The organism is Variovorax stachyos (assembly GCF_051400855.1).
Classification (GTDB): domain Bacteria; phylum Pseudomonadota; class Gammaproteobacteria; order Burkholderiales; family Burkholderiaceae_C; genus Variovorax.
This window is the reverse complement of sequence record NZ_JBLFFN010000010.1, coordinates 150465-174723: the sequence shown is the minus strand read 5'-3', so window position 1 is coordinate 174723 and position 24259 is coordinate 150465. Positions and strand designations below refer to the sequence as shown.

24 protein-coding genes are annotated in these 24259 nt (G+C 65.5%); 20 read left to right on the top strand and 4 right to left on the bottom strand.

Features of this window, described 5'->3' with window-relative positions:
• Positions 1-416: 416 nt before the first annotated feature.
• Entirely contained in the window at positions 417-3404 is a 2988-nt protein-coding gene (locus ACMGEZ_RS19210; protein ID WP_436823864.1) for an Rne/Rng family ribonuclease, read from the bottom strand.
• A gap of 539 nt (positions 3405-3943) precedes the next feature.
• On the opposite strand from ACMGEZ_RS19210, the gene ACMGEZ_RS19205 reads away from it, so the two are divergent.
• The 4 genes from ACMGEZ_RS19205 to ACMGEZ_RS19190 are packed head-to-tail and all read left to right on the top strand — an operon-like array spanning position 3944 to position 7060.
• A complete protein-coding gene (locus ACMGEZ_RS19205; protein WP_436823863.1) occupies positions 3944-4999 on the top strand; it encodes an RluA family pseudouridine synthase in 1056 nt (351 codons plus the stop codon).
• Complete coding sequence (locus tag ACMGEZ_RS19200; protein ID WP_436823862.1) at positions 4992-5660, top strand: HAD-IIIA family hydrolase; 669 nt, start codon at positions 4992-4994, stop codon at positions 5658-5660. The genes ACMGEZ_RS19205 and ACMGEZ_RS19200 overlap by 8 nt, the downstream gene beginning before the upstream one ends.
• Positions 5661-5670: 10 nt before the next feature.
• Positions 5671-6036, top strand: a complete 366-nt coding sequence (locus tag ACMGEZ_RS19195; protein ID WP_436823861.1) for a Rieske (2Fe-2S) protein — start codon at positions 5671-5673, stop codon at positions 6034-6036.
• Between the two features lies 1 nt (position 6037).
• Entirely contained in the window at positions 6038-7060 is a 1023-nt protein-coding gene (locus ACMGEZ_RS19190) for a S49 family peptidase (protein WP_436823860.1), read from the top strand.
• Here the strand turns inward: ACMGEZ_RS19190 and ACMGEZ_RS19185 are convergent, their stop codons facing one another.
• The 3 genes from ACMGEZ_RS19185 to ACMGEZ_RS19175 are packed head-to-tail and all read right to left on the bottom strand — an operon-like array spanning position 7061 to position 9554.
• The gene (locus tag ACMGEZ_RS19185; protein ID WP_436823889.1) at positions 7061-8197 is read right to left on the bottom strand and encodes an MFS transporter; all 1137 of its coding nucleotides are present in this window, start codon (positions 8195-8197) and stop codon (positions 7061-7063) included. It lies immediately after the preceding gene.
• A 17-nt stretch (positions 8198-8214) separates the two neighbouring features.
• Complete coding sequence (locus ACMGEZ_RS19180; protein ID WP_436823859.1) at positions 8215-8976, bottom strand: SAM-dependent methyltransferase; 762 nt, start codon at positions 8974-8976, stop codon at positions 8215-8217.
• Positions 8973-9554, bottom strand: coding sequence for a Maf family protein (locus tag ACMGEZ_RS19175; protein WP_436823858.1), 582 nt, complete (start codon positions 9552-9554; stop codon positions 8973-8975). Before ACMGEZ_RS19175 ends, ACMGEZ_RS19180 begins: the two co-directional genes overlap by 4 nt.
• Before the next feature lie 38 nt (positions 9555-9592).
• Between ACMGEZ_RS19175 and ACMGEZ_RS19170 the strand changes: the two genes are divergently transcribed.
• From ACMGEZ_RS19170 to ACMGEZ_RS19095, 16 genes are all read left to right on the top strand, one after another.
• The gene (locus ACMGEZ_RS19170) at positions 9593-10141 is read left to right on the top strand and encodes a YceD family protein (RefSeq protein WP_436823857.1); all 549 of its coding nucleotides are present in this window, start codon (positions 9593-9595) and stop codon (positions 10139-10141) included.
• A 160-nt stretch (positions 10142-10301) separates the two neighbouring features.
• Complete coding sequence (gene rpmF, locus ACMGEZ_RS19165; RefSeq protein ID WP_436823856.1) at positions 10302-10484, top strand: 50S ribosomal protein L32; 183 nt, start codon at positions 10302-10304, stop codon at positions 10482-10484.
• A 62-nt stretch (positions 10485-10546) separates the two neighbouring features.
• A complete protein-coding gene (plsX, locus tag ACMGEZ_RS19160; protein WP_436823855.1) occupies positions 10547-11638 on the top strand; it encodes a phosphate acyltransferase PlsX in 1092 nt (363 codons plus the stop codon).
• Positions 11638-12615, top strand: coding sequence for a beta-ketoacyl-ACP synthase III (locus ACMGEZ_RS19155; RefSeq protein WP_436823854.1), 978 nt, complete (start codon positions 11638-11640; stop codon positions 12613-12615). Before plsX ends, ACMGEZ_RS19155 begins: the two co-directional genes overlap by 1 nt.
• Before the next feature lie 50 nt (positions 12616-12665).
• Positions 12666-13619: an ACP S-malonyltransferase gene (gene fabD / locus ACMGEZ_RS19150; protein ID WP_436823853.1), complete on the top strand. Its 954-nt coding sequence runs from the start codon at positions 12666-12668 to the stop codon at positions 13617-13619.
• Between the two features lie 26 nt (positions 13620-13645).
• A complete protein-coding gene (gene fabG, locus ACMGEZ_RS19145; RefSeq protein WP_436823852.1) occupies positions 13646-14389 on the top strand; it encodes a 3-oxoacyl-ACP reductase FabG in 744 nt (247 codons plus the stop codon).
• Positions 14390-14486: 97 nt separating this feature from the next.
• Complete coding sequence (gene acpP / locus ACMGEZ_RS19140) at positions 14487-14726, top strand: acyl carrier protein (protein ID WP_007830471.1); 240 nt, start codon at positions 14487-14489, stop codon at positions 14724-14726.
• Positions 14727-14819: 93 nt separating this feature from the next.
• Positions 14820-16064, top strand: coding sequence for a beta-ketoacyl-ACP synthase II (gene fabF / locus ACMGEZ_RS19135; RefSeq protein WP_436823851.1), 1245 nt, complete (start codon positions 14820-14822; stop codon positions 16062-16064).
• Positions 16065-16137: 73 nt separating this feature from the next.
• Entirely contained in the window at positions 16138-16560 is a 423-nt protein-coding gene (locus ACMGEZ_RS19130) for a hypothetical protein (RefSeq protein ID WP_436823850.1), read from the top strand.
• Entirely contained in the window at positions 16557-17231 is a 675-nt protein-coding gene (gene rpoE, locus ACMGEZ_RS19125; protein ID WP_436823849.1) for an RNA polymerase sigma factor RpoE, read from the top strand. Before ACMGEZ_RS19130 ends, rpoE begins: the two co-directional genes overlap by 4 nt.
• 13 nt (positions 17232-17244) lie before the next feature.
• The gene (locus ACMGEZ_RS19120; RefSeq protein ID WP_436823848.1) at positions 17245-17892 is read left to right on the top strand and encodes a sigma-E factor negative regulatory protein; all 648 of its coding nucleotides are present in this window, start codon (positions 17245-17247) and stop codon (positions 17890-17892) included.
• Between the two features lie 25 nt (positions 17893-17917).
• Positions 17918-18985: a MucB/RseB C-terminal domain-containing protein gene (locus tag ACMGEZ_RS19115; RefSeq protein WP_436823888.1), complete on the top strand. Its 1068-nt coding sequence runs from the start codon at positions 17918-17920 to the stop codon at positions 18983-18985.
• 45 nt (positions 18986-19030) lie between these two features.
• On the top strand, positions 19031-20518 hold the full coding sequence (locus ACMGEZ_RS19110; RefSeq protein WP_436823847.1) for a DegQ family serine endoprotease: 1488 nt from the start codon (positions 19031-19033) through the stop codon (positions 20516-20518).
• Positions 20519-21039: 521 nt separating this feature from the next.
• Positions 21040-22851 (top strand): translation elongation factor 4, encoded by a 1812-nt coding sequence (gene lepA, locus ACMGEZ_RS19105; RefSeq protein ID WP_436823846.1) that lies wholly within the window; start codon positions 21040-21042, stop codon positions 22849-22851.
• Positions 22852-22864: 13 nt separating this feature from the next.
• The gene (gene lepB, locus ACMGEZ_RS19100) at positions 22865-23836 is read left to right on the top strand and encodes a signal peptidase I (protein WP_436823845.1); all 972 of its coding nucleotides are present in this window, start codon (positions 22865-22867) and stop codon (positions 23834-23836) included.
• 25 nt (positions 23837-23861) lie between these two features.
• On the top strand, positions 23862-24218 hold the full coding sequence (locus tag ACMGEZ_RS19095; protein ID WP_436823844.1) for a DUF4845 domain-containing protein: 357 nt from the start codon (positions 23862-23864) through the stop codon (positions 24216-24218).
• Positions 24219-24259 lie beyond the last annotated feature (41 nt).

Below are 24259 nucleotides of genomic sequence, written 5' to 3'. Positions count from 1 at the left end.
ACGTACATCGCTTGTCAGACGACGTCAGCTTCACCCTCTACCAAAGAGCTTCGGCGAAGCCTTGACGCGATGCAACATCAAGCATGAAGTGTAGTTCTTTTGTATGACAAGATGTTAACGCGCATTGACGTTTGTGTGTTGTTTGCAGACGCCGCTCGCCGTTTTTGTGACGTAGTTAATGATTTCTTGCCGGGTTTGTGCTGTTGCGCTGCAGCATGCATAGAGTATGCCGTTCTGAACAAGAAGGAATTACACCGGCGCACGTAGGACAACACCTGCAAATGCTTCCCAGGGGCAGGCGGCGCCCCATGGCGGCAGGCTCGCGCACGAAAAAGGCCGCGCCATTTCTGGCGCGGCCTTGAGGCACCGTCGGCGGTACCGATGGAAGGAGGCAGGCGATTCGCCTGCGCAAGCCCTTACTGGCCTGCGCCAGGTTCGCGGACAGGCTGCTCGAACGGCAGCACCATGTTGCCGAGATCGCGTCGCGTTTCAACGAGGATCAGCGGCCCTTCGTCCTGCACGACGGCAGGCGGCCGTTCGCGCGGCACATGCACCGGCCGAGGTTCCGCCGCGATCGCAGCGCGAACCTCGGCAACGCGTTCGGCGTTCGAGTTCACCCACTGGAGGCCCGAGCCTTCGGCGATCTGCGCGAGCTCGTCCGTCGGCAGCTCAAAGGGCTGGACCTTCGGCAGCGCGCGAGTGCGCACGGCCGGCCGGTCGACGACTATGGGCGCGATGGGCGCGATGGGCGCGATAGGTGCGACGCGGGCAGCGGGCGCGATGGGCGCCGATGGTCTCTCGGGCGCCTTGGGCAGGCGATCGAGGTCGGCTGCGCCGCTCGCGTCGGCTGCTTCGAGCGGCAGCGCCGCCGCGCCGGTATCGGCTTCTTCGCGCGGGCCGCGTTCGCGACGATCACGGCCATAGCGGTCACGCGAGCGGCTGCGGCGTTCGTCACCCTCGCGGCGCGGTGCACCATCGCCGGTCACTGTTTCAGCGGCGTCGCTGCCGGTGGCCAGGGAAGTCTCGGCGGCCGGAGCAGCTTCGGTCGTGCGCGGAGCCCCGTCGCCTCGGCGTTCCCGCCGGCCTTCGCCGCGCTCGCCACGGGGGGCGCGTTCCTCGCGGCCACCGCGTGCGGCGCGCTCGGCATCCGGCTGGGCTGCATCGTTGGCGGAATCGCGCACGGTATCAGCGCTGCGTTCGCCGCGTTCCCGCCGCTCGCCGCGTCCGCGTGGCGCACGTTCTGCCTGCGGCGCTCCGTCGTCCGTCGCCGGGCCGTTCGGGGCAAGCGCTTGGGCGTCGAGCTGGATGTCGGCTTCGGCCGGGGCCTGGCGTGGCTCGTTGTCGCGCCGCTCGCCACGGCCACGCCGCTCGCCGTCGCGCGGTGCGCGTGCCTCGCGCGGCTCGCGGATCGGAGCGTCGTTGCGCGCCTCGCCGCGTGCTTCGCGTCCTTCGCGACGCTCGCCTTCACGGCGCTCGCCAGTGCGCCCGCCGCGGCGTTCACCGCCTCGACCTTCGCCGCCTCGACCTTCGCCGCGTCCGCCGCGGCGCGGCTCGCCTTCTCGCGCGGTGCGCGGTTCGCCGTCGCGGGCGCTGCGGCCTTCACGGCGCGGCTTGGGCGCTTCTACAGGAATGACCGCCGGGGCTGGCGCCGGTGCAGGAGGCGCGCCGAACAGTCGCTTGACCCAGCCGAAGAAGCCGGCTTCTGCCGGTTCCGGGGCGGCCGCCGGTTGCGGGGCCACGGGCGCGGGCGCTGCCGCGGGCGGCTGCACCGCTTCGGGCTTGGGCGCCACCACCGGCGCCGGCGCGTCGGGCAGCACGCCCTTGATCACCGGAGTTTGACGGTTGGTAGGCTCCTGCGAGCGCCGCGTGACCGAGGTCGGATCCTCGATTTCGTCGGCCATCTTGTAGCTGGCCTCGATGTGGTCCAGGCGCGGATCGTCGTGCTTCAGCCGCTCCAGCTTGTAGTTGGGCGTCTCCAGCGTCTTGTTGGGCACCATCAGCACGGTGACGCGCTGCTTGAGCTCGATCTTGGCGATTTCCGGGCGCTTTTCGTTGAGCAGGAAGGAGGCGACCTCCACCGGCACCTGCACATGCACGGCGGCCGTGTTGTCCTTCATCGACTCTTCCTGAATGATGCGCAGGATCTGCAGCGCGCTCGATTCGGTGTCGCGGATGTGGCCCGAGCCGCCGCAGCGGGGGCAAGGGATCGAGGAGCCTTCGGAGAGGGCAGGCTTGAGGCGCTGACGGCTCATTTCCATCAGGCCGAATTTGCTGATCGAGCCGAATTGCACGCGCGCGCGGTCCTGGCGCAGCGCATCGCGCAGGCGGCTTTCGACCTCGCGGCGGTTCTTCGACTCGTCCATGTCGATGAAGTCGATGACGATCAGGCCGCCCAGGTCGCGCAGGCGCATCTGGCGCGCCACTTCGTCGGCGGCCTCGAGGTTGGTGCGCGTGGCCGTCTCCTCGATGTCGCCGCCCTTGATGGCCCGCGCCGAGTTCACGTCCACCGAGACCAGCGCCTCGGTGTGGTCGATCACGATCGCACCGCCGCTGGGCAGCTGCACGGTGCGGGCGTAGGCGGACTCGATCTGGTGCTCGATCTGGAAGCGGCTGAACAGGGCGGCATCGTCGCGGTAGCGCTTCACGCGCTGCGCATGCTCCGGCATCACGTGCGCCATGAACTGCTGCGCCTGGTCGTAGATGTCGTCGGTGTCGATCAGGATGTCGCCGATGTCGTGGTTGAAGTAGTCGCGGATTGCCCGGATCACCAGCGACGACTCCTGATAGATCAGGAAGGCGCCCTTGCCGCCCTTGGCGGCGCCGTCGATCGCGGCCCACAGCTTCAGCAGGTAGTTCAGGTCCCACTGCAGCTCGGGGGCGGAGCGGCCGATGCCTGCGGTGCGCGCGATGATGCTCATGCCCTTGGGGTATTCGAGCTGGTCCATCGCCTCCTTGAGTTCGGCGCGGTCGTCGCCCTCGATACGCCGGCTGACGCCGCCGCCGCGCGGGTTGTTCGGCATCAGCACCACGTAGCGTCCTGCCAGCGAGATGAAGGTGGTCAGGGCCGCGCCCTTGTTGCCCCGCTCTTCCTTCTCGACCTGGACCACCAGTTCCTGGCCTTCCTTGATCGCGTCCTGAATGCGCGCCTGGCTGGCAGACACGCCCTCGGCGAAGTACTGCTTGGAAATTTCCTTGAACGGGAGGAAGCCGTGCCGGTCCTCGCCGTAGTCCACGAAGCAAGCCTCCAGCGACGGTTCGACGCGCGTCACGACCGCCTTGTAGATGTTGCCCTTGCGCTGCTCGCGCCCTTCGATCTCGATTTCGTAGTCGAGGAGCTTCTGCCCGTCGACGATTGCCAGGCGGCGTTCTTCTGCCTGCGTGGCGTTGATCAGCATCCGCTTCATGATGCGTTTCCTTTTGTCGTTTCTGTCGTTCTCACCGGTCCATGACGGACCCACGATGCACGGACGACGCTTCGCGAAACGAAGGAGGAATTGCCGCTTGACCCCGGATGCCGGCGGCGTGCGAGCGCGCGCCACCTGAATTGAGCGTCAGCTCAATCGCAGCAAGGGTGGGGGCGCGTGGATGGGCGCGAGCCCGATGTGATGTTGACTTGCCACGTTTTCGATGGCAACTGGCGCGGTGGAAACAGGCGCAACCGATGACTCAATGCCCGAAGGCGCCGGCATGAGCCAGCGTAGGCACAGTTGAATCAACAGCATCAACACAAGGGACTCGCTTCGATCCGCCGGCAGCCTGTTGCCTGCCGGCTGGTATTCCGTATCGGTGTTTCGTGGGCGTCGGCTTGGCTTGGATGGAGCGGCTGCCGCCTTGCACGTTTGCGCGTGGCCTGCAGATTCAACGCCCAAGCGGCATCGACCTCGCAGCGCTGTCGGCCGTGCTCTAAACTTCTGTTTAATCAAGCACTTACAAGACCGCGCTGGTGAAAAAGATTATAGGTGCGAAGCCAAGCCCCGCGGCAGCAGAAGTTCGCTTTCTGACGGTCGATGGTGAATTTGCGGGTCAGAGACTCGACAACTTCCTCTTCAGGGAGCTCAAGGGCGTTCCCAAGACCCATGTCTATCGGATCATCCGGTCAGGCGAGGTGCGCATCAACAAGGGGCGAGCGCAGGCCGAGACCCGGCTGGCAGCCGGCGATGTGCTGCGGCTGCCGCCGTTGCGGACGGCCGCACGGGCTGAGGCGGAGGGCGGATCGCCGCCTCCGCCGGCGCGCGAATTCCCCTTGTTGTATGAGGACGATGCGCTGCTTGCGATCGACAAGCCGGCCGGCGTGGCGGTCCACGGCGGAAGCGGGGTGAGCTCCGGCGTGATCGAGCAGCTCCGTACGGCGCGGCCGGCCGCCCGCTTCCTCGAACTCGTGCATCGGCTGGACCGCGAGACCTCGGGCATCCTGCTGGTCGCCAAGAAACGCAGTGCCTTGACAGGCCTGCAGGACCAGTTTCGCGAGCGCGAGACCGGCAAGACCTACCTGGCGCTGGTCGAGGGCCACTGGCCGGCGAACAAGAAGGTGCTCGATGCAGCGCTCGCACGCTATCTGCTGCCGAGCCGACCGGGATCTTCGGAGCCGGGCGAGCGGCGCGTGCGCGTTGTCGCCAAGGACCACCCTGACGCCATGCGTGCCGTGACACTGGTCAAGGTGCTGGCCCGGGTTTCGCTGCCGATCGAGCCGGCCGCCTTTTCCCTGCTCGCCGTCACCATCAAGACAGGCCGCACGCACCAGATTCGCGTCCATCTCGCCACTGGAGGCCATGCAATTGCCGGAGACGACAAGTATGGCGACTTCGAGCGCAACCGCGCGCTGCACAAGCTCGGCCTCAAGCGCATGTTCCTGCATGCCTGGCGGCTCCAGTTCACCCATCCCGTGAGCGGCGAGCGCATGGCCCTGCAAGCAGAGCTGCCGCCCGAGCTGCGCGCGCTGATGCCTCAGCCCGCGCTCGACACGCTCGCCGTTTCCGCCCCGCCCCCTGACCATGACTGAAATCCGTCCGCGCCGCTTCGACCTGATCGCCTTCGATTGGGATGGCACCCTCTATGACTCCACCCGCCTCATCGTGCGCTGCATCCAGGCCGCAGTGGTCGATGTCGGTGGCGCCAGGCCGAGCGAGAACGACGCCGCCTGGGTGATCGGCCTGGGCCTCGCCGAGGCGCTGGCCCGCGCGGCGCCCGATGTGCCCCGCGAGAAATACCCGGAGCTCGGCTCGCGCTATCGGTACCACTATCTCAAGCACCAGGACGACCTCGTGCTGTTCGACGGCGTTCTGCCGATGCTCGACGCGCTCCATGATCGGGGACACAAGCTGGCGGTGGCCACCGGCAAGTCGAGGCGCGGGCTGAACGAAGCCCTGGCCACCGTCGCGCTGCGCGAGCGCTTCGACGCCTCGCGCACGGCCGACGAGACCTTCGGCAAGCCGCACCCGCGCATGCTGCTGGAACTGATGGAGGAGCTGGAGGTGCCGGCCGAGCGCACCCTGATGATTGGCGACACCACCCATGACCTGCAGCTCGCGATCAATGCCGGCTGCGCGAGCGTGGGCGTGAGCTACGGCGCGCACGAGTCTGATACTTTCGATTCGCTGCAGCCCCTGTACGTGGCGCACTCGGTGTCCGGCCTCACGCGATGGCTACTCGACAACGCATGAAAATCGGGAAATGAGCGAAGGCATTCCCCTGTGCAATGCGGCCGATCTGGTCGAAGGCGGTCGTGCCGTGCCCTTCGACGTGGTTCACGGCGGTCAAACCTGCCGGGCCTTCGCGGTCCGCTACAAAGGCCAGGTGCATGCTTACCTGAACCGCTGCAGCCACGTGGCGATGGAGCTGGACTTCCAGCCCGACCGCTTCTTCGACGACAGCGGCCAATGGCTGCTATGCGCAACCCACGGCGCCGTCTACAAGCCGGACACAGGCGAATGCGCCGGCGGGCCTTGCCGCGGCGGGCTCGTGAAGATCGTCCTCAGCGAACGGGACGGCGTGGTGCACTGGCATACTGCCTGGAACCTCCAACCCCTGGCCTTCTGATATGACCGACCCCCACCGCACGGAACCCGAAGGTTTCGAGCCTTTCGAGCGCGCCACGCCAGCGCACAGCAGTTCCAGGAACGATCCGACGCGGCAGCCCGGCTGGGAGCGCGCCACGCTCGAGAAGCTCGCCTTCGCCAGCCTGCGCGAGCAGCAGGCCGCACGCCGCTGGAAGACTTTCGTCCGGCTGAGCTGGCTGGCCTTCTTCATCTTTCTGGTATGGATGGCAGTCTCGCGCGGCGCGCCGACCACTGCCAAGACCACCGCGCACACCGCGGTCGTCGAGATCAAGGGCGAGATCGCCAATGGCGCCGATGCAAGCGCCGAGTTCGTTATCGCGGCGATGAAGGCCGCCTTCGAGGACGAAGGCGCCAAGGGTGTCGTGCTGCTGATCAACTCGCCCGGCGGAAGCCCGGTGCAGGCCGGCATCATCAACGACGAGATCCGCCGCCTGCGGGCCAAGCACAACAAGCCGGTGTACGCGGTGGTCGAGGAGACCTGCGCCTCGGCGGCCTACTATATCGCCGCGGCGACAGACAAGGTCTTCGTCGACAAGGCCAGCATTGTCGGAAGCATTGGCGTACTGATGGACGGCTTCGGCTTCACGGGGCTGATGGAGAAGGTCGGCGTCGAGCGCAGGCTGCTCACGGCCGGCGAGAACAAGGGCTTCCTCGATCCTTTCAGCCCGATGAGCGATGCCCAGCGCGCGCATGCACAGCAGATGCTCGAGCAGATCCACGCGCAGTTCGTCGACGTGGTCAAGAAGGGCCGGGGCGAGCGGCTGAAGACCGGGACGCCAGGCCTGTTCAGCGGCCTGTTCTGGAGCGGTCAGCAGGCGGTGGATCTCGGGCTGGCCGATCAACTCGGCAATGTCGACTTCGTCGCGCGTGAGGTCGTCAAGGCCGAGGAAGTCATCGACTACACCCGCCGCGAGAACGTGGCCGAGAAGCTGGCCAAGAAGTTCGGCGCGGCGCTCGGCGATGCTTCGGTGCGTGCGATGCGCAGCGCACCGGCGTTGCGCTGATCAGGCCGGATCGGCCCAGCGCGCCGACGCTGCGAGCCCCACGGCGAAGGCCACCACGACATAGAGCGCCGCAGTCAGCGAACTGACCTCGGCCAGGAAGCCGATCACAGGCGGTCCCGCCATGAAGCCCAGATAGGCCGCCGCAGAAACCGCCGCGATGCCGCGCGCCGGCTCGACGCCCGGCACCCGCGCCGAGGCCGCGAACAGGATCGGCACCACGTTGGCGAATCCGGCCCCCACGCCTGCGAAGCCGACCAGTGCCAGCCACGGCGCATCGGTCAGCAGGACCAGTGTCATCGAGGCCGCCGCCAGCAGGGCGCTGGTGCGCAGCAGCACAGCGGGCGCGAAGCGCGCCCGCATCGTGTCGCCGCAGAAGCGCGTCGCGGCCATGGCGGCCGAGAAGCTGGCGTAGGCAAGGGCGGCCTGCTGTTGCGGACTGCCCAACTCCTGCTTGAGATAGAGCACGCTCCAGTCGTAGATCGCGCCTTCGGCGATCAGCCCCAGCGCGGCCAGCACGCCGAGGATCACGAGGGCGCCGCGGGGCAGGCGGAAGCCTTCGTTGTTGGCGGCGAAAGCGGTGGCTTCGCGGGGCAGCATCCATTGGCCCGCAAAGACGATCGCCACGGCCATTGCGCTCGCGACGAGCGTCAGATGCGACTGCGGGGCCATGCCCGCGGCCAGCGCCGCGCTGCCGGTCACCGCGCCGGCCATGCCGCCCAGGCTGAACATGCCGTGCATCCCGCTCATGAGCGGGCGCCCGTTGCGCAGCTCGAGTTCTGCGGCTTCGGTATTGATCGCCACGTCGAATACGCTGGTGACGATGCCGAAAGCCGCCAACAAGCCCAGCAATGCGGCATAGCCCGGCATGACCAGCAGGCCGGCGAGCAGCAGGGCGTAGACGGCGCCGCAGGAGCCAGCCGTCGTCCGTGCGCCATAGCGGCCGATCCACCGGCTCGCCTGCGTGAGGCCAAGCAGGGCGCCCACGCCCGCTGAGAGCATGGCCAGGCCGAGTTCAGCCTCCGTGACGCCGTATTGGGCTTTTACTGTCGGAATGTGCACGCCCCACGTGGCGAAGATGAAACCCGAGGCGAAGAACTGCGCGCGCGAGGCCCAGCGCGTGCGCGCGGACGGCTGCATGACGGTGGCAGACACGCCTAGCGTCCGATCGCGAACACGGCGGGCATGCGTTCGTTGGTGCCGGTTGGCTTGGCGCGCCAGGCTTTCACCGTCTCGCTACGGATGTCGGCGCTCGCGAGCGTCAGGCTGCGGGCCACCGCGAGTCGTGTGTTGTGCTGGAGTGTCTGCATCAAGGCTTGCAACAGGGCTGCATTGCGGTAAGGAGTTTCGATGAAGAGCTGGGTCTGGCCGGTGCGCAACGCGATCGATTCGAGCTCGCGGATGCGCTGCACGCGGGCTTCGGCCTCCTGCGGCAGGTAGCCGACGAAGGCGAAACTCTGGCCGTTGAGTCCGCTGGCCGCGAGCGCGAGCAGCAGCGATACCGGCCCGGTGAGGGGGGCCACCGCGATGCCCAGCTCATGAGCGGCGCGCACAACGGAGGACCCCGGGTCGGCAACTGCCGGCATGCCGGCCTCGCTCAGCAGTCCGATATCGATGCCGGCCAGCGCCGCGGCGAGCAGCGGGCGCGCGTCGAACTGGCCTGGGTCGTGGTCGCCCTTCTTGTGGACCTCGCGCGGCAACTCCTGGATCTGCTGCGCCTGCAGCGGTGCGGCGAGCGGCACGACGCCATCGATGCGCTTGAGATAGGCACGTGCCGACTTCGCGTTTTCGCAGATCCAATGGGTGATGCCGGCGGCGGCTTGCAGCGTGCCGAGCGGCAGCACCTCTTGAAGGGCGGCTTGCGTGTCGCATCCGAAATCCAGCGGTGCCGGAACCAGGTAGAGCTTGCCTCGGCTCACAGCAGATCGATTCCAGCGGCCCGCAGCATGTTGGCAGTGCGGATCAGGGGCAGGCCCACCAGCGCCGTCGGATCGTCGCTATCGATGGAGCCCAGCAGCGCGATGCCCAGGCCCTCGCTTTTGGCGCTGCCGGCGCAGTCGTACGGCTGCTCTGCCAACAAATAGCGTTCGATCGCCGCGTCACTGAAGTTGCGGAACACGACTCGCACGGGGGCGAGCTCGCGCTGGGTGAAGCCGGTGGCCAGGCAGACCACGGCGACGGCGGTCTGGAACACCAGCGTCTGGCCGCGCATGCGGCGCAACTGGGCGGTCGCGCGGGCATGGTCTCCGGGCTTGCCCAGCGGCTCGCCGGCCAGGTCGGCCACCTGGTCGGAGCCGATCACCACCGCTTCTGGAAAGCGGCGTGCGACCGCCACGGCCTTTTCGAGGGCCAGCCGCTCGGCCAAGGCGCTTGGCAATTCGTCAGGCAGCGGTGTTTCGTCGACCTCAGGGGGTTGGACGTCGAAGGGCAGGAGCAGGCGGGCGAGCAACTCGCGGCGATATCGCGAGGTCGAGGCAAGAATCACGGGGCGTTGCATGGCCCATGATTGTGCGTGAGCGGTTTAGACTGGCGACGATGAGCAAAGAATTCACCTCCGGCAGGCTCGACGTGAATCGCTTCGCCGAAGCGGCCGCGACGCTTTCGGACGAGGAGCCCCTCGAGGCGTATCCGCGCCTGCGCGCGGAGCTGGCCGGCCCGGCGGCCGATTCGCGCGTGCGCTGGGAGGCTGTCGGCACTGAGCGCGACGGCCACGCGGAAGCCCCCGTTCCGTGGCTCCATCTGAGCGCATCGACCACTGTGCCCCTGGTCTGCCAACGATGCCTGACGCCGGTGGATGTCGAGTTGAAGGTTGACCGCTGGTTTCGATTCGTCGCGGACGAAGGCACTGCGGCGGTCGAAGACGAGGAATCCGAGGAGGACGTGCTCGTCGCCAGCCGGGACTTCGATCTGCATGCCTTGATCGAGGATGAGCTGCTGATGGAAATCCCCGTTACTCCCCGCCACGAACATTGCCCGGAGCCACTGAAGCTGTCCGCAGTCGATCCCGATTTCGACGCCGCTCAGGCCGCTCGCCCCAACCCTTTCGCCGTGCTTGGCGCGCTGCGGCCGCACAAGCGGAAATAGCCTTGGAACCGAGTGGCTGGTATCTGGAGCTTCGATGGAGCTATAATCATGGGCTTCGCGCGCGCCGCCCATTGCATGTGGTCGACGGACGGCAAGGGCCGCCAGAGCCCACGGTCGAGCGCGTGCCCACCAACTCACCCGAACATTTTCAGGAGCCAGCATGGCTGTCCAGCAAAACAAAAAGTCGCCGTCCAAGCGCGGCATGCATCGTTCCCATAACGCATTGGGCGTGCCGGGCTTGGCTGTCGAGCCGACCACCGGCGAGACGCACCTGCGCCACCACATCAGCCCCACCGGCTTCTATCGCGGCCGCAAGGTGCTCAAGACTAAGTCAGAAGCCTGATCTGCTGTTTCAAGGCTGAAGGCCCGAAGCTACTTTTGCCGTAGCGTCGGGCCTTTGTTTTGATGGTTACGTCTTCCGACTCCGTAACGTCCGCCCATCCCGCGATCACGCTGGCCGTCGATTGCATGGGCGGAGATCATGGGCCGCGTGTCACGCTCGCGGCCTGTCGGGCCTTTCTTGAGCGCCATCCGGCGGGCTCGCTGCTTCTGGTTGGCGCGCCCGCCGCGCTCGTCGGCTTTTCGCATCCGCGCGCCCAGGTCGTGCCGGCCAGCGAAGTTGTTGGCATGGACGACCCCATCGAGGTCGCGCTCCGAAAGAAAAAGGACTCGTCCATGCGGGTCGCGATCCAGCAGGTGAAGGATGGCGCCGCCCAGGCCGCAGTTTCGGCCGGCAATACGGGCGCGTTGATGGCCATCGCGCGCTACCTGCTCAAGACGCTCGAAGGAATTGATCGGCCAGCCATTGCGCCGCAGCTGCCCAACAGCAAGGGCGGTGCGACTACGGTCCTTGATCTCGGCGCTAACGTGGATTGCGATGCGGAAGACCTTCTGCAATTCGCCGTGCTTGGCTCCGCCCTGGTCTCGGCCCTGACCGGCAACGAATCGCCTTCGGTCGGGCTGCTCAATGTCGGAGAAGAAGCGATAAAAGGAAGCGAAACAATCAAGAAGGCAAGCCAACTGCTTCGAACAGCTGCTAGCTCCGGTGATCTGAACTTCTACGGCAACGTGGAGGGGAACGACATCTTCAAGGGCACGACAGACATCGTCGTCTGTGACGGCTTCGTCGGAAACGTCACCTTGAAGGCCACCGAGGGCGTGGCATCGATGATCGTGGACTTCCTTCGAATTGAGTATTCCAGCACTATCTTCAGCAAATTTGCGGCTATCGTCTCGTATCCTGTACTAAAGGCTCTCAAGCGTCGCCTAGACCATCGTCGCTACAACGGCGCGGCTCTGCTGGGGCTGCGCGGCTTGGTATTCAAGAGCCATGGCTCTGCGGATGAAGTGGCTTTCGGTCATGCGCTCGATCGCGCTTATGATGCCGCTCGCAACAACCTGCTCGATCGCGTGCGGGCCCGCATCGCCCACGCCGCGCCCTTGCTCGCGCGGCAAGAGCAGGCGACGCCGGTCGACACGGCGGCGCTCCACGTTTGATGACTCCTTTTTCTCGCATCACCGGCACCGGCAGTTACCTGCCGCCGCGTAGAGTGACCAACGACGACCTCGCCCGCGAACTCGCGGCTCGTGGCATCGAAACCTCCGATCAATGGATCGTCGAGCGGACCGGTATCCGTGCCCGTCACTTTGCTGCGCCCGAGGTGACCAGCAGTGATCTGGGAGTCCAGGCAGCCAGGCAGGCGCTCGAGGCTGCGGGCCGCAGCGCTGCCGAAGTCGACCTGATCATCGTGGCAACCTCGACACCGGACATGGTGTTTCCTTCGTCGGCAGCCATTCTCCAGAACAAGCTGGGCATCACCGGCTGCCCTGCCTTCGACGTGCAAGCCGTGTGCAGCGGCTTTGTCTATGCTTTGACAGTCGCGGACGCGATGATCCGCACCGGGAGCGCCAAGTGCGCGCTGGTCATCGGTGCCGAAGTGTTCTCGCGCATCCTCGATTTCAACGACCGCACCACCTGCGTGCTGTTCGGCGATGGCGCCGGAGCGGTGGTGCTCGAGGCCAGCGCAGAGCCCGGCATCCTCGCCAGTGATCTGCATGCCGACGGCAAGCACGTTGGCATTCTTTGCGTCCCCGGCCATGTCTCGGGCGGCAATGTGCTCGGCACGCCGCTGCTCCACATGGACGGGCAGGCCGTGTTCAAGCTGGCCGTCCGCGTGCTGGAGGAGGCGGCGCGCGCCTGCCTGCAGAAGGCCGGCAAGGACAGCACGCAGATCGACTGGCTGATTCCCCATCAGGCCAACATCCGCATCATGGAAGGCACCGCGCGAAAGCTCAAGCTGCCGCTCGAGAAGCTGGTCGTGACCGTCGACGAGCATGGCAACACCTCCGCAGCCTCCATTCCGCTCGCATTGGACGAGGCAGTCCGTGCGGGCAAGGTGAAGAAGGGCGATACGGTCATGCTCGAAGGCGTCGGCGGCGGCTTCACCTGGGGCGCGGTGCTATTGACTATGTAGTGCGACACGCCGCCCGAGGGGACGGCGGGACGCGCAACGGAGACGCAACAATGAAATCCTTCGCTTTCGTATTCCCGGGCCAGGGCTCGCAGGCGGTCGGCATGCTTGACGCCTGGGGCGATCACCCCGCCGTGGTTGAGACGCTGCGGGAAGCCTCCGATGCGCTGGACGAGGATGTCGCGCGCCTGATCCGCGAAGGCCCCAAGGAAGCTCTGGGCCTCACCACCAACACGCAGCCCGTGATGCTGGTGGCCGGCGTCGCTGCCTGGCGGGCTTGGCTGGCCGAAGGCGGTGCCAAGCCGGCGCTGGTCGCTGGCCATTCGCTGGGCGAGTACTCCGCGCTCGTCGCTTCGGGCGTGCTCACGCTGGCGCAGGCGGTGCCGCTGGTGCGCTTTCGCGCTCAGGCGATGCAGCAAGCCGTGCCCGTGGGCGCGGGCGCGATGGCAGCAGTCCTCGGCATGGACGCGGAAAAGGTGAAGGCAGGTTGTGCAAAGGTGACGGCAGGCTTCGGGCCCGGCAGTGCCGAGGTCGTCGAGGCCGTGAACTTCAACGACCCGATGCAGACGGTGATCGCCGGCAGCAGGGCGGCGGTCGACAAGGCCTGCGAGGTGCTCAAGGCTGAGGGGGCCAAGCGGGCGCTCCCCTTGCCGGTATCGGCTCCCTTCCATTCCAGCCTGATGCGGCCTGCGGCCGAAGCCCTGCGCCAGCGCTTGGCATCTGTCAGCCTGGCGCCGCCGCAGATCCCGATCCTCAACAATATCGACGTGGCGGTGGAAACCGATGCCGACCGGATCCGCGATGCCCTTGTGCGCCAGGCCGCGGGTCCTGTGCGCTGGGTCGAAAGCGTGCTGGCTTTGAAGGCACGCGGCGTGGAGGTCATCGTCGAATGCGGGCCCGGCAAGGTGCTCGCCGGAATGGCCAAGCGCATTGCGCCCGAGCTCGTCGCGGCCTCTGTGTATGACCCGGCGACCCGGGCGGAAACCCAGCAACTGCTCGGCGCCTGAGTGTCGAGTCTCAACATCCATCTCCCATGAGCATTCCCAAATTCGAGGGCCAAGTGGCTCTGGTCACCGGCGCCTCGCGCGGCATCGGGGCGGCAATCGCGCTCGAGTTGGCGCACCGCGGCCTGCAGGTCATCGGCACCGGCACCACCGAGGAGGGGGCCAACAGGATCACCGCCGCTCTCGGCGCTTATGGTGGACGCGGCCTGGCGCTCGACGTGAACGACGGCCCGGCGGTCGAGGCGATGGTCGACCAGATCGTCAAGGCGTACGGTGCGATCCACGTGCTGGTCAACAACGCAGGTATCACCCGCGACATGCTGGCCATGCGCCTGAAGGATGAGGACTGGGATGCGGTGCTCGACACCAATCTCAAGGCCGTCTTCCGCCTCTCGCGCGCGGCGATCCGCCCCATGATGAAGCAGCGCTACGGCCGCATCATCAGCATCACCAGCGTGGTTGGCGCGTCGGGCAATGCCGGACAAGCCAACTACGCCGCTGCCAAGGCCGGTGTCGCGGGCATGACTCGTGCGCTGGCACGCGAGCTCGGCAGCCGCAACATCACGGTCAATTGTGTCGCGCCGGGCTTCATCGAAACCGACATGACGGCCAACCTGCCCGAAGCCCAACAGCAGGCGCTGCTGGCGCAGATCCCACTCGGCCATCTCGGCAAGCCGGCCGATATTGCCCATGCCGTGTCCTACCTGGCTTCGCCTCAGGCCGCCTATGTGACAGGGCAGGAGCTGCATGTCAATGGCGGCATGCATATGTGAATGCGGAAGCAATTCCTTTGCCGGGTCGGGCAGGGCCAAATGCCATGATCCGGCCGGCTAAAATCATCGATTACCTACAACCCTTAGAGGGAACCAAATGAGCGATATCGAAGCACGTGTCAAGAAAATCATTGCCGAGCAACTCGGCGTTGAAGAGTCCCAGGTCACCAACGAGAAGGCTTTTGTCGCGGACCTCGGTGCGGACTCGCTCGACACGGTCGAACTGGTGATGGCACTCGAAGACGAATTCGGCATCGAGATCCCGGACGAAGACGCCGAGAAGATCACGACTGTCCAGAACGCCGTCGACTACGCCACCAAGAATCAAAAGGCCTGATATCGGCCACACTGGGTTCCCGCATCGGTCCGCGGCTGCCATGATCGTGCAGGCCGCCCGATGGTCTCAGTGCTTCCAGAAAGGTTTGCCGGCATGACCAAACGCCGCGTCGTTGTGACCGGACTCGGTTGCATTGCCCCCGTCGGAAATACCGTCGCCGAGTCTTGGGCCAATCTGCTCGCCGGAAAATCGGGCATCGACACCATTGCCAGCTTCGATGCAAGCGCATTCGCGTGCAAGTTTGCAGGCGAGGTGAAGGGTTTCGACATCACCCAGTACATCGCCGAGAAAGAAGCGCGCCACATGGATCGCTTCATCCATCTCGGCTTGGCCGCTGCGATGCAAGCTGTGCAGGACAGCGGTTTGCCGACCGGCGATGCGCTGTCTCACGAAGACGCCGTTCGTATCGGCTGCAACATCGGCTCGGGCATCGGGGGGCTCCCCATGATCGAGGCGACGCATGCCGAGCTGACCAACCGCGGTCCACGCCGCGTCTCTCCCTTCTTCGTGCCCGCGTCGATCATCAACATGATCTCCGGCCATGTGTCCATCCAGTACGGCTTCAAAGGGCCGAACATCGCGATCGTTACAGCCTGTACCACGGGTTTGCATGCGATCGGCACCTCCGCTCGCATGATCGAGTATGGCGACGCCGATGTGATGATCGCCGGCGGTGCCGAATCCACGGTTTCGCCGCTCGGCATCGGCGGCTTCGCGGCGGCCCGGGCACTGTCCACGCGCAACGACGATCCGGCCACGGCCTCACGACCCTGGGATCGTGACCGCGACGGTTTCGTGCTCGGCGAGGGCGCCGGAGTGGTGGTGCTCGAGGAATACGAGCGAGCCAAGGCACGCGGCGCCAAGATCTACGCCGAGGTCGCTGGCTTCGGCATGAGCGCCGATGCCTTCCACATGACCGCTCCAGACATCGACGGGCCACGTCGCTCGATGGTCGCGGCGCTGAACAACGCCGGCGTCAATCCCGACCAGGTCCAGTATCTCAACGCGCACGGTACCTCGACGCCGCTCGGCGACCTCAACGAGACCAACGCGATCAAGAAGGCCTTCGGCGAGCAAGCCGGCAAGCTGGTGGTGAATTCGACCAAGTCCATGACCGGCCACCTGCTCGGCGGGGCCGGCGGCATCGAGTCCGTGTTCACCGTGCTGGCGATCCATCATCAGAAGAGCCCGCCGACGATCAATATCTTCAATCAGGATCCGGAGTGCGATCTCGACTACTGCGCCAATGAGGCACGCGATCTCAAGATCGACTTCGCGGTGAAGAACAACTTCGGGTTCGGCGGCACCAACGGCACGCTGGTGTTCAAGCGCGCTTGAATTCCCAGAACCCATGCACGGCGCCCCGTCGGTGAGCTACCCGGTGGGGCGTTCGCGTAATGCGGACCGGCTCTTGCTCCTCCTTTGGATCGGTGGCGCGTGCTGCGCGGTCGCGGCGTGCGCTCGGTTGGGCCAGGTGGACTGGCGCGCCGGGCTGCTGGTGCTCTGCGTCCTCGGAACTGGCGTGGCGGCGTGGAGAGGCTCGCCCCCGGCTTCGTCCGATGTTCTGGATTTCGACGGGTCGCGCTGGTCGATCCGGGGCGCGACTGGCTTGCAGGCGGCCCGAGCGCGCGTCGCGCTCGATGGCCAGTCCTGGCTTCTCGTCCGCATGGCCAAACCGGAGGGCGCCTGCACGTGGGTCTGGCTCGAGCGAAGTACCATGCCTGCGCGCTGGCAGAACTTGCGCCGTGCGGTATATTCGCGCCCCATTCCGGCGAGCCAGGCCCTGACCGACGACCGGTCCGAGCCCATCGGCGCGCAACATCCTCTTTCATGACCGCAGCTCCGCCGCCCGTGCCGCCCGACGCCGGCCTGACCGATGCGCCGACAGCCGCGCCGAGAGCCGGGGAGGTCGATTTCCAACTGGTCCAGCGCACGGTCGCCGGTGATCAGAAGGCGTTCGAATTGCTCGTCCTCAAATACCAGCGCCGGATCGAGCGGCTCATCGGCCGCATGGTCAGAGACGTGAACCTGGTCGAGGACATCGCGCAAGAGACCTTCATCCGGGCCTATCGGGCCCTGCATCAGTTCAGGGGCGAGGCGCAGTTCTACACGTGGCTCTACCGCATCGCTGTCAACACCGCCAAGAAGGCCCTGGTGGACATGAAGCGCGATCCGACCGTGACCGAGAGCACCCTGCGTTCGTCTTCCGACGAGGACGATGAAACTTACCGCCCCGGAAACGAACCAACCAGCGACGAGACGCCCGAATCCGTGCTGGCCGCCAATGAAATCGCGGCCGCCGTCGAAGCAGCGATGGAGGCCCTGCCCGCAGAGCTGAGGCAGGCGGTCACGCTGCGCGAGATCGAAGGCATGAGCTACGAAGAGATCGCCGAGGTCATGAATTGTCCGATCGGTACGGTGCGGTCACGGATTTTCAGGGCGCGCGAAGCCATTTCGGCCAGAGTCAAACCGTTGTTGGACAACCAGTCCGGCAAACGTTGGTAAGCAGGTGAACAAGATGAAGCACACGACCACTGTCCATGAGCAGGTTTCCGCACTCGCCGACGGGCATCTGCGGGATGAAGAGTTCGCCCGGGTAATCGACGAGGTCTGCGCGAGCGACGATTTGCGTGCCACCTGGCATGCCTACCACGTCGTCAGGGACGTTCTGCGGTCTGGCGTCCATACCGCATGCAGCGACAGCTCGCAGTTCCTCGCTCGGCTCCAGCAACGCCTGGCGGCCGAGCCCTCCGTTCCGGTGCTCGCGCCGGACGCCACGGCGATGCCCGTGCTGCGTCGCGCCGAGGCCGCCAACGAGCCGGTGTTCCGGTGGAAACTCGTGGCCGGCGCGGCATCGCTCGCAGCCGCGGCGGCCATCGGTTGGAACTGGGTCGGGGGCACCGGTCCTCAGCCGGCGCCGCAATTGGCGCAGCAGCAACAACAGCAGCAGAGTTCTGGCTCGGTGCTCGCCGCCAGCGGGGCCGCGCCGCAGGGCGCATCCGTGCTGACGCCGATGCGAGTCGTGGTGGGAAATGGTCATCCGCAGGTCATGCTGCGCGATCCGCGCCTGGACCAGTTGCTTGAAGCGCACCAGCAGGCTGGCGGCGCCTCCCAGATGCCCTCTGGCTTCCTGCGCAATGCGACCTTTGACGGGCCCCCGCGTTGATGATCGTGCTTCCGCAGCTGCCGCAATGACTGTCTCGATGCCGATGTCCGTGCGTGGCACCGTGGTCCTGGTCACGGCGCTGTGCGTGGCGCCGCTGGTCGTGGCCCAGAGCAAAGCGCCGTCGCCGGTGGGGAAAGCGGCGACCAGCGCGGTCGGCGGCGAGGCGCCGGCGCTGAGCGTGGTCGAGTGGCTGCAGCGCATGCATACGGCATCCCGCCAGCGTTCCTATGTAGGAACCTTCGTCGTTTCGGCCGCAGGCGGGAACTTGTCGAGTGCCCGCATCTGGCACGTCTGCGAAGGCGACCTGCAGCTCGAGCGCGTCGAGGTTCTGTCCGGGCCGCCGCGCTCGACCTTCAGGCGGAATGATCACGTGATGACCTTCCTGCCCGAGGCGAAGATCGTCAAGAGCGAGAAGCGCGAGAACCTCGAACTGTTCCCGAATCTACTCGGTTCACCCGACTCCGCGATCGGCAACTACTACGGTGTGCGCGTCCTGGGCAAGGATCGGGTCGCAGGTTTCGATGCAGACGTCGTGCAGCTGGAGCCGCGCGACGGCCTGCGTTTCGGCTACCGCATCTGGAGCGAGCGGCGCTCGGGTCTGGTCGTGAAGTTGCAGACCCTCGATGGTGAGAACCGCGTGATCGAACAGTCTGCCTTTTCCGAACTCCAGCTCGATGCACCGGTCAAAGCTCAGGCACTGGCACAGATGATGTCCAGCACCGCGGGCTACAAGGTGGAGAAATCCGAGCTCGAGCGCAGCACGCCTCTCAAGGAAGGGTGGGCCCTGCGAGCCCCCATCGCCGGTTTCAAGCCGGTCAGTTGCTACAGGCGCGCGATGGGCGCTGCGGCGGGCGGCGAGCAAGGGCACACGATGCAGTGGATATTTTCCGATGGCCTGGCAACGGTCTCGCTCTTCGTGGAGCCTTACGACCCCACGCGCCAGGCCCGGGAGGTCCTGCTCGCACGCGGCGCGACCTACACGCTGACGCGCAAGCTGACGAGCAAGGACGGCGATTGGTGGCTGAGCGTGGTCGGCGAAGTCCCGCCTCAGACGCTCGATGCGTTCGCGCAAAGTCTTGTGCGCGCGCGTTGAGCCGCCATATCGATGTTTTCTAGTTTTCTCCAACCAAGGAAGCCGATGATGTTCAGAACCGAGAGGAACAGGATCCGCTCATTCTTCCTGGCCGGCGCATTCATGCTCGCCTCCGGCGCCGCGCTGCTGCCAGCCACCCCCGCCGCCGCGCAGACCCAGGCGCGCGTGCTGCCCGACTTCACCGATCTGGTCGATCAGGTCGGCCCAGCGGTGGTCAATATCCGGACTGTGGAAAAGGTGACACAGCGCGGTGGCAGCAGCGAGATGGACGAGGAGATGCAGGAGTTCTTCCGCCGCTTCTTCGGGCAGCCCATGCCCAACATCCCGCGCCAAGGGCCGCGACCCAATCGGCCGCAGGCCCCCCAGGAAGAGGAGCGGCCGCGGGGCGTCGGTTCGGGCTTCATCCTGACGTCCGACGGCTTCGTGATGACCAACGCCCACGTGGTCGAGGGTGCATCCGAGGTCTTGGTGACCCTGGTCGACAAGCGCGAATTCAAGGCCAGGATCATCGGGGCCGACAAGCGAACCGATGTTGCGGTCGTGAAGATCGATGCGACCGGGCTTCCAGCCGTCAAGGTTGGCGACATCTCCAAGCTGCGCGTCGGCGAATGGGTGATGGCGATCGGCTCACCCTTCGGTCTCGAGAATACGGTGACTGCCGGCATCGTGAGCGCGAAGCAGCGTGACACCGGCGACTACCTGCCCTTCATCCAGACCGACGTCGCCATCAACCCGGGCAATTCCGGCGGGCCGCTGATCAACATGCGCGGCGAGGTGGTCGGGATCAACAGCCAGATCTATTCGCGCTCGGGTGGCTTCATGGGCATCTCGTTCTCGATTCCCATTGACGAGGCGATTCGCGTGAGCGACCAGCTGCGCACGAACGGTCGCGTTTCGCGCGGGCGCATCGGTGTCCAGATCGACCAAGTCACGAAGGATGTGGCCGAATCCATCGGGCTGGGCAAGGCCCAAGGCGCCCTGGTGCGCGGGGTCGAGGCGGGCTCGCCGGGCGAGAAGGCCGGCATCGAGCCCGGCGACATCATCACCCGCTTCGACGGCAAGGCCATCGAAAAGCCCAGCGATCTGCCGCGCCTCGTCGGCAATACCAAGCCCGGCACCAAGAGCACAGTCACCGTGTTCCGCCGCGGCAATTCGCGTGACCTGACCGTGACGATCGCGGAGATCGAGCCCGACAAGTCCGCGCAGGCCGCCGAGCGCGAGGAGCAGCCGGCCAGCAAGCCGTCGGCCTCGGCCGCTGCCAAGTCGCTGGGCCTCGCCGTCAGTGACCTCACCGAGTCGCAAAAGAAAGAGCTCAAACTCAAGGGCGGGGTGAAGGTCGATTCGGCCACGGAAGCAGCGACGCGCGCTGGCCTGCGCGAGGGGGACATCGTCCTGGCGGTCAATAACATCGAGGTTGCCAACGTCAGAGAGTTCGAATCCGCGCTGGTGAGGGCTGACAAGAGCAAGCCCGTGAGCGTGCTTTTCCGCCGCGGCGACTGGGCGCAATACGCCCTGATCCGCCCCTCACGCTGAACGGCGCTCCGCGTCAAGTGGCCCCATCCCGCAGTCGGGTTTGGGGCCTTTTTCGGCCCGGTTTTGGTGTTCTCGCAACCCGGACCAAAAAATTTTTTGGCGTCTCCGAGTCTGCCGAATAGTTGGCGATCACTAACTTACTTCAAAGCTAATAACGGTTTTCGGTAGAATACGGCGTCCAGGGCCCTCACTCGGCGCATAAGCCGGCGGAGCTTCTCCACGATGCGGGATTCCCGCATATCGCCCACCGGTGCTCCACAGATCGCCCACAAGTTGTTAAGGAACTGTTCCACCGATCCTGTTGATAAGCTGTTCACAAGTTCCATGTTGCTGACCTGCAACGACGGATCCAGGCCCCAGCCCCGGCTGTACGCGCCCCCCTTTTTGCCTACAATGAAGTTCCAACTACTGCAGTTGCCATTGCTTGTTGGTTCAGGGCGCGTCTCTTGGGGACGCGCCCTTTTTTCTTGCCTGTAGCCTGCTGCGCACGAGCCAATTCAAGTACTTAAGCGTTCCCGTTGATGAATCACATCAGAAACTTTTCGATCATTGCGCACATCGACCATGGCAAGTCGACACTCGCAGACCGCTTGATCCAGCGCTGCGGAGGCCTCGCTGATCGCGAGATGGAAGCCCAGGTCCTCGACTCGATGGACATCGAGAAAGAGCGTGGGATAACCATCAAGGCGCAGACCGCGGCACTGCACTACAAGGCACGCGATGGACAGGTCTACAACCTCAATCTGATCGACACACCGGGTCACGTCGACTTCTCTTATGAAGTGAGCCGCTCGCTGTCCGCATGCGAAGGCGCACTGCTCGTCGTCGATGCGAGCCAGGGCGTCGAAGCGCAGACGGTGGCCAACTGCTACACCGCTCTCGATCTCGGTGTCGAGGTGGTGCCGGTGCTCAACAAGATGGACCTGCCGCAGGCCGATCCCGACAACGCGAAGGCCGAGATCGAGGACGTGATCGGCATCGACGCGGGTGATGCGATTCCTTGCTCCGCGAAGACCGGCATGGGCATCGACGAGATTCTCGAGGCCATCGTCGCCAAGGTGCCGGCGCCGCGCGGCAATCCCGACGCGGCACTGCGCGCGATGATCATCGACAGCTGGTTTGATGCCTACGTCGGCGTGGTAATGCTGGTGCGCGTGGTCGACGGCCGCCTGGCGAAGGGCGACCGTATCAAGATGATGGCCTCGGGTGCGAGCTACAACGCCGACAGCCTTGGCGTGTTCACCCCGGCAACCGAGACGCGCCAGTCGCTCGAGGCAGGCGAGGTGGGCTTCATCATCGCCGGCATCAAGGAGCTGCAGGCCGCGAAGGTGGGCGACACGGTCACGCAGATCAAGACCGGCAGCGGCGGTGCGGCCGCCACCGCCACCGAGGCTCTGCCGGGATTCAAGGAAATCCAGCCGCAGGTGTTCGCCGGCCTCTACCCGACGGAGGCGAGCGAGTACGACTCGCTGCGAGATGCGCTGGAGAAGCTCAAGCTCAACGACTCCTCGCTGCACTACGAGCCGGAGGTGTCCCAGGCGCTCGGCTTCGGCTTCCGATGCGGCTTCCTGGGCCTGCTGCACATGGAGATCGTGCAGGAGCGCCTGGAGCGCGAGTTCGACCAGGACCTGATCACGACGGCCCCCAGCGTGGTCTACCAGGTCGTGAAGAACGACGGCGAGGTGATCATGGTCGAGAACCCGTCCAAGATGCCGGACGTCGGCCGCATGGCGGAGATCCGCGAGCCGATCGTGACGGTCCATCTCTACATGCCGCAGGAATACGTCGGCGCGGTGATGACGCTGGCCAACCAGAAGCGCGGCGTGCAGATGAACATGGCCTACCACGGCCGCCAGGTCATGCTGACCTACGAGATGCCGCTGGGCGAAATCGTGCTGGACTTCTTCGACAAGCTGAAGTCGGTCAGCCGGGGCTACGCGTCGATGGACTACGAGTTCAAGGAGTACCGCGCCTCGGACGTCGTCAAGGTAGACATCCTGCTCAACGGCGAGAAGGTCGATGCGCTGTCGATCATCGTGCACCGCAGCCAGAGCCAGTACCGCGGCCGGGCTGTCGTGGCCAAGATGCGCGAGATCATCAGTCGCCAGATGTACGACGTCGCGATCCAGGCCGCCATCGGGGCCAACATCATCGCGCGTGAGACAATCAAGGCCCTGCGCAAGAACGTGCTCGCCAAGTGCTACGGCGGCGACATCACCCGCAAGCGCAAGCTGCTCGAGAAGCAGAAGGCGGGCAAGAAAAGAATGAAGCAGATCGGTTCGGTCGAGGTCCCGCAAGAGGCCTTTCTCGCCATCCTGCAGGTCGAAGACTAAGAACACGGCATCGATGGCATTTCTCACCTCCCTGATCCTTGCGGCTTTCGTTGGTTATATCGGTGCGTGGTACTTCGGTGCGGTCGAAGGCAACTTCGCGCTGCTGCTGTTTCTGGCCACCGTGATCACGGGCCTGTACTGGTTGGCAGAGCGCCTCTATTTCCTCCCGCGGCGCCGCAAAACGGCCGAGGCGCTGGAGATCTCCCTCGTTCAACGGCGCGAAGAGCTGGCCCGCCAGGGCATCACCCAAGTCGACACCACGGACCCCAAGGCGCGCGAGCGCCTGCTCATGCAGCCGTGGTGGCTGGACTGGACGGCGGGCCTGTTCCCAGTGATCCTGGCGGTGTTCCTGCTGCGCTCCTTCCTGGTCGAGCCCTTCAAGATTCCCTCCGGCTCGATGATGCCCACGCTGCTGACGGGCGACCTGATCCTCGTCAACAAGTTCACCTACGGCCTGCGCTTGCCCGTCATCAACACCAAGCTGACCGAAGGCACCCCGCCGGCTCGCGGCGACGTGATGGTGTTCCGCTACCCCCCCAAGCCGAGCATGGACTACATCAAGCGAGTGATCGGCGTGCCCGGCGACGAAGTGGCCTACCTCAACAAGAAGCTCATCATCAACGGACAGCCGGTCAGCAAGCAGCCGGAGCCCGACTACTTCGACGAGGAAGCGATGCGCTACCTCAAGCAGTATTCCGAGGACCTGGGCGGCAAGAGGCACATGCTGCTCAACGACGAGGGCCGTCGCGCGGGCCTTTCGGAAGCCGAAATCATGGCGTTCCCGCACCGGGAAAATTGCCGCTACAGTGTCGAGGGCGTGGTGTGCAAGGTGCCGCCGGGCCACTATTTCATGATGGGCGACAACCGCGACAACTCGCTCGATTCGCGCTACTGGGGCTTCGTGCCTGACAAGAACATCGTGGGCAGGGCCTTCTTCGTCTGGATGAATTTCGGCGACCTCAAGCGCATCGGCGGGTTCCAATAATCGAGGTTTTGGAGGGAAAGAGGGCATGAGAGCAAGTCAATCCAGGCGGTCCCAGCGTGGCATCTCCTTCATCGGGCTGCTGTTCGTCGCCGTCGTGCTGGCCTGCGTCGGCGTGGTGGTGGCTCAGGTCATTCCGACGCTGATCGAGTACCAAGCGATCACCAAGGCGGCGAACAAGGCCAAGGAGGGAACGACTGTTCCCGAGGTGCGGGCGATCTTCGACCGCGCACAGGCCATCGACGACTTCCAGTCGGTCGCGGGCAAGGACCTCGACGTCAAGAAGGTCGGCGACAAGGTCGTGGTGTCCTTCGCCTATGAGCGCGAGATCCACCTGTTCGGTCCGGCCTACCTGACGCTCAAGTACGCAGGCCAATCGAACTGAAATGGACGCCCACGGGGTCGCGGCCAAGCCCTTGCGTCACC

Bases quoted from the DNA above. Each gene is read 5' to 3' on its own strand.
- ACMGEZ_RS19210 (WP_436823864.1), bottom strand. From the start codon at position 3,404: ATGAAGCGGATGCTGATCAACGCCACGCAGGCAGAAGAACGCCGCCTG.
- ACMGEZ_RS19200 (WP_436823862.1), top strand. From the start codon at position 4,992: ATGACTGAAATCCGTCCGCGCCGCTTCGACCTGATCGCCTTCGATTGG.
- ACMGEZ_RS19195 (WP_436823861.1), top strand. From the start codon at position 5,671: ATGAGCGAAGGCATTCCCCTGTGCAATGCGGCCGATCTGGTCGAAGGC.
- ACMGEZ_RS19190 (WP_436823860.1), top strand. From the start codon at position 6,038: ATGACCGACCCCCACCGCACGGAACCCGAAGGTTTCGAGCCTTTCGAG.
- ACMGEZ_RS19185 (WP_436823889.1), bottom strand. From the start codon at position 8,197: ATGCAGCCGTCCGCGCGCACGCGCTGGGCCTCGCGCGCGCAGTTCTTC.
- ACMGEZ_RS19175 (WP_436823858.1), bottom strand. From the start codon at position 9,554: ATGCAACGCCCCGTGATTCTTGCCTCGACCTCGCGATATCGCCGCGAG.
- ACMGEZ_RS19170 (WP_436823857.1), top strand. From the start codon at position 9,593: ATGAGCAAAGAATTCACCTCCGGCAGGCTCGACGTGAATCGCTTCGCC.
- rpmF (WP_436823856.1), top strand. From the start codon at position 10,302: ATGGCTGTCCAGCAAAACAAAAAGTCGCCGTCCAAGCGCGGCATGCAT.
- plsX (WP_436823855.1), top strand. From the start codon at position 10,547: ATGGTTACGTCTTCCGACTCCGTAACGTCCGCCCATCCCGCGATCACG.
- ACMGEZ_RS19155 (WP_436823854.1), top strand. From the start codon at position 11,638: ATGACTCCTTTTTCTCGCATCACCGGCACCGGCAGTTACCTGCCGCCG.
- fabD (WP_436823853.1), top strand. From the start codon at position 12,666: ATGAAATCCTTCGCTTTCGTATTCCCGGGCCAGGGCTCGCAGGCGGTC.
- fabG (WP_436823852.1), top strand. From the start codon at position 13,646: ATGAGCATTCCCAAATTCGAGGGCCAAGTGGCTCTGGTCACCGGCGCC.
- acpP (WP_007830471.1), top strand. From the start codon at position 14,487: ATGAGCGATATCGAAGCACGTGTCAAGAAAATCATTGCCGAGCAACTC.
- fabF (WP_436823851.1), top strand. From the start codon at position 14,820: ATGACCAAACGCCGCGTCGTTGTGACCGGACTCGGTTGCATTGCCCCC.
- rpoE (WP_436823849.1), top strand. From the start codon at position 16,557: ATGACCGCAGCTCCGCCGCCCGTGCCGCCCGACGCCGGCCTGACCGAT.
- ACMGEZ_RS19120 (WP_436823848.1), top strand. From the start codon at position 17,245: ATGAAGCACACGACCACTGTCCATGAGCAGGTTTCCGCACTCGCCGAC.
- ACMGEZ_RS19115 (WP_436823888.1), top strand. From the start codon at position 17,918: ATGACTGTCTCGATGCCGATGTCCGTGCGTGGCACCGTGGTCCTGGTC.
- ACMGEZ_RS19110 (WP_436823847.1), top strand. From the start codon at position 19,031: ATGATGTTCAGAACCGAGAGGAACAGGATCCGCTCATTCTTCCTGGCC.
- lepA (WP_436823846.1), top strand. From the start codon at position 21,040: ATGAATCACATCAGAAACTTTTCGATCATTGCGCACATCGACCATGGC.
- lepB (WP_436823845.1), top strand. From the start codon at position 22,865: ATGGCATTTCTCACCTCCCTGATCCTTGCGGCTTTCGTTGGTTATATC.
- ACMGEZ_RS19095 (WP_436823844.1), top strand. From the start codon at position 23,862: ATGAGAGCAAGTCAATCCAGGCGGTCCCAGCGTGGCATCTCCTTCATC.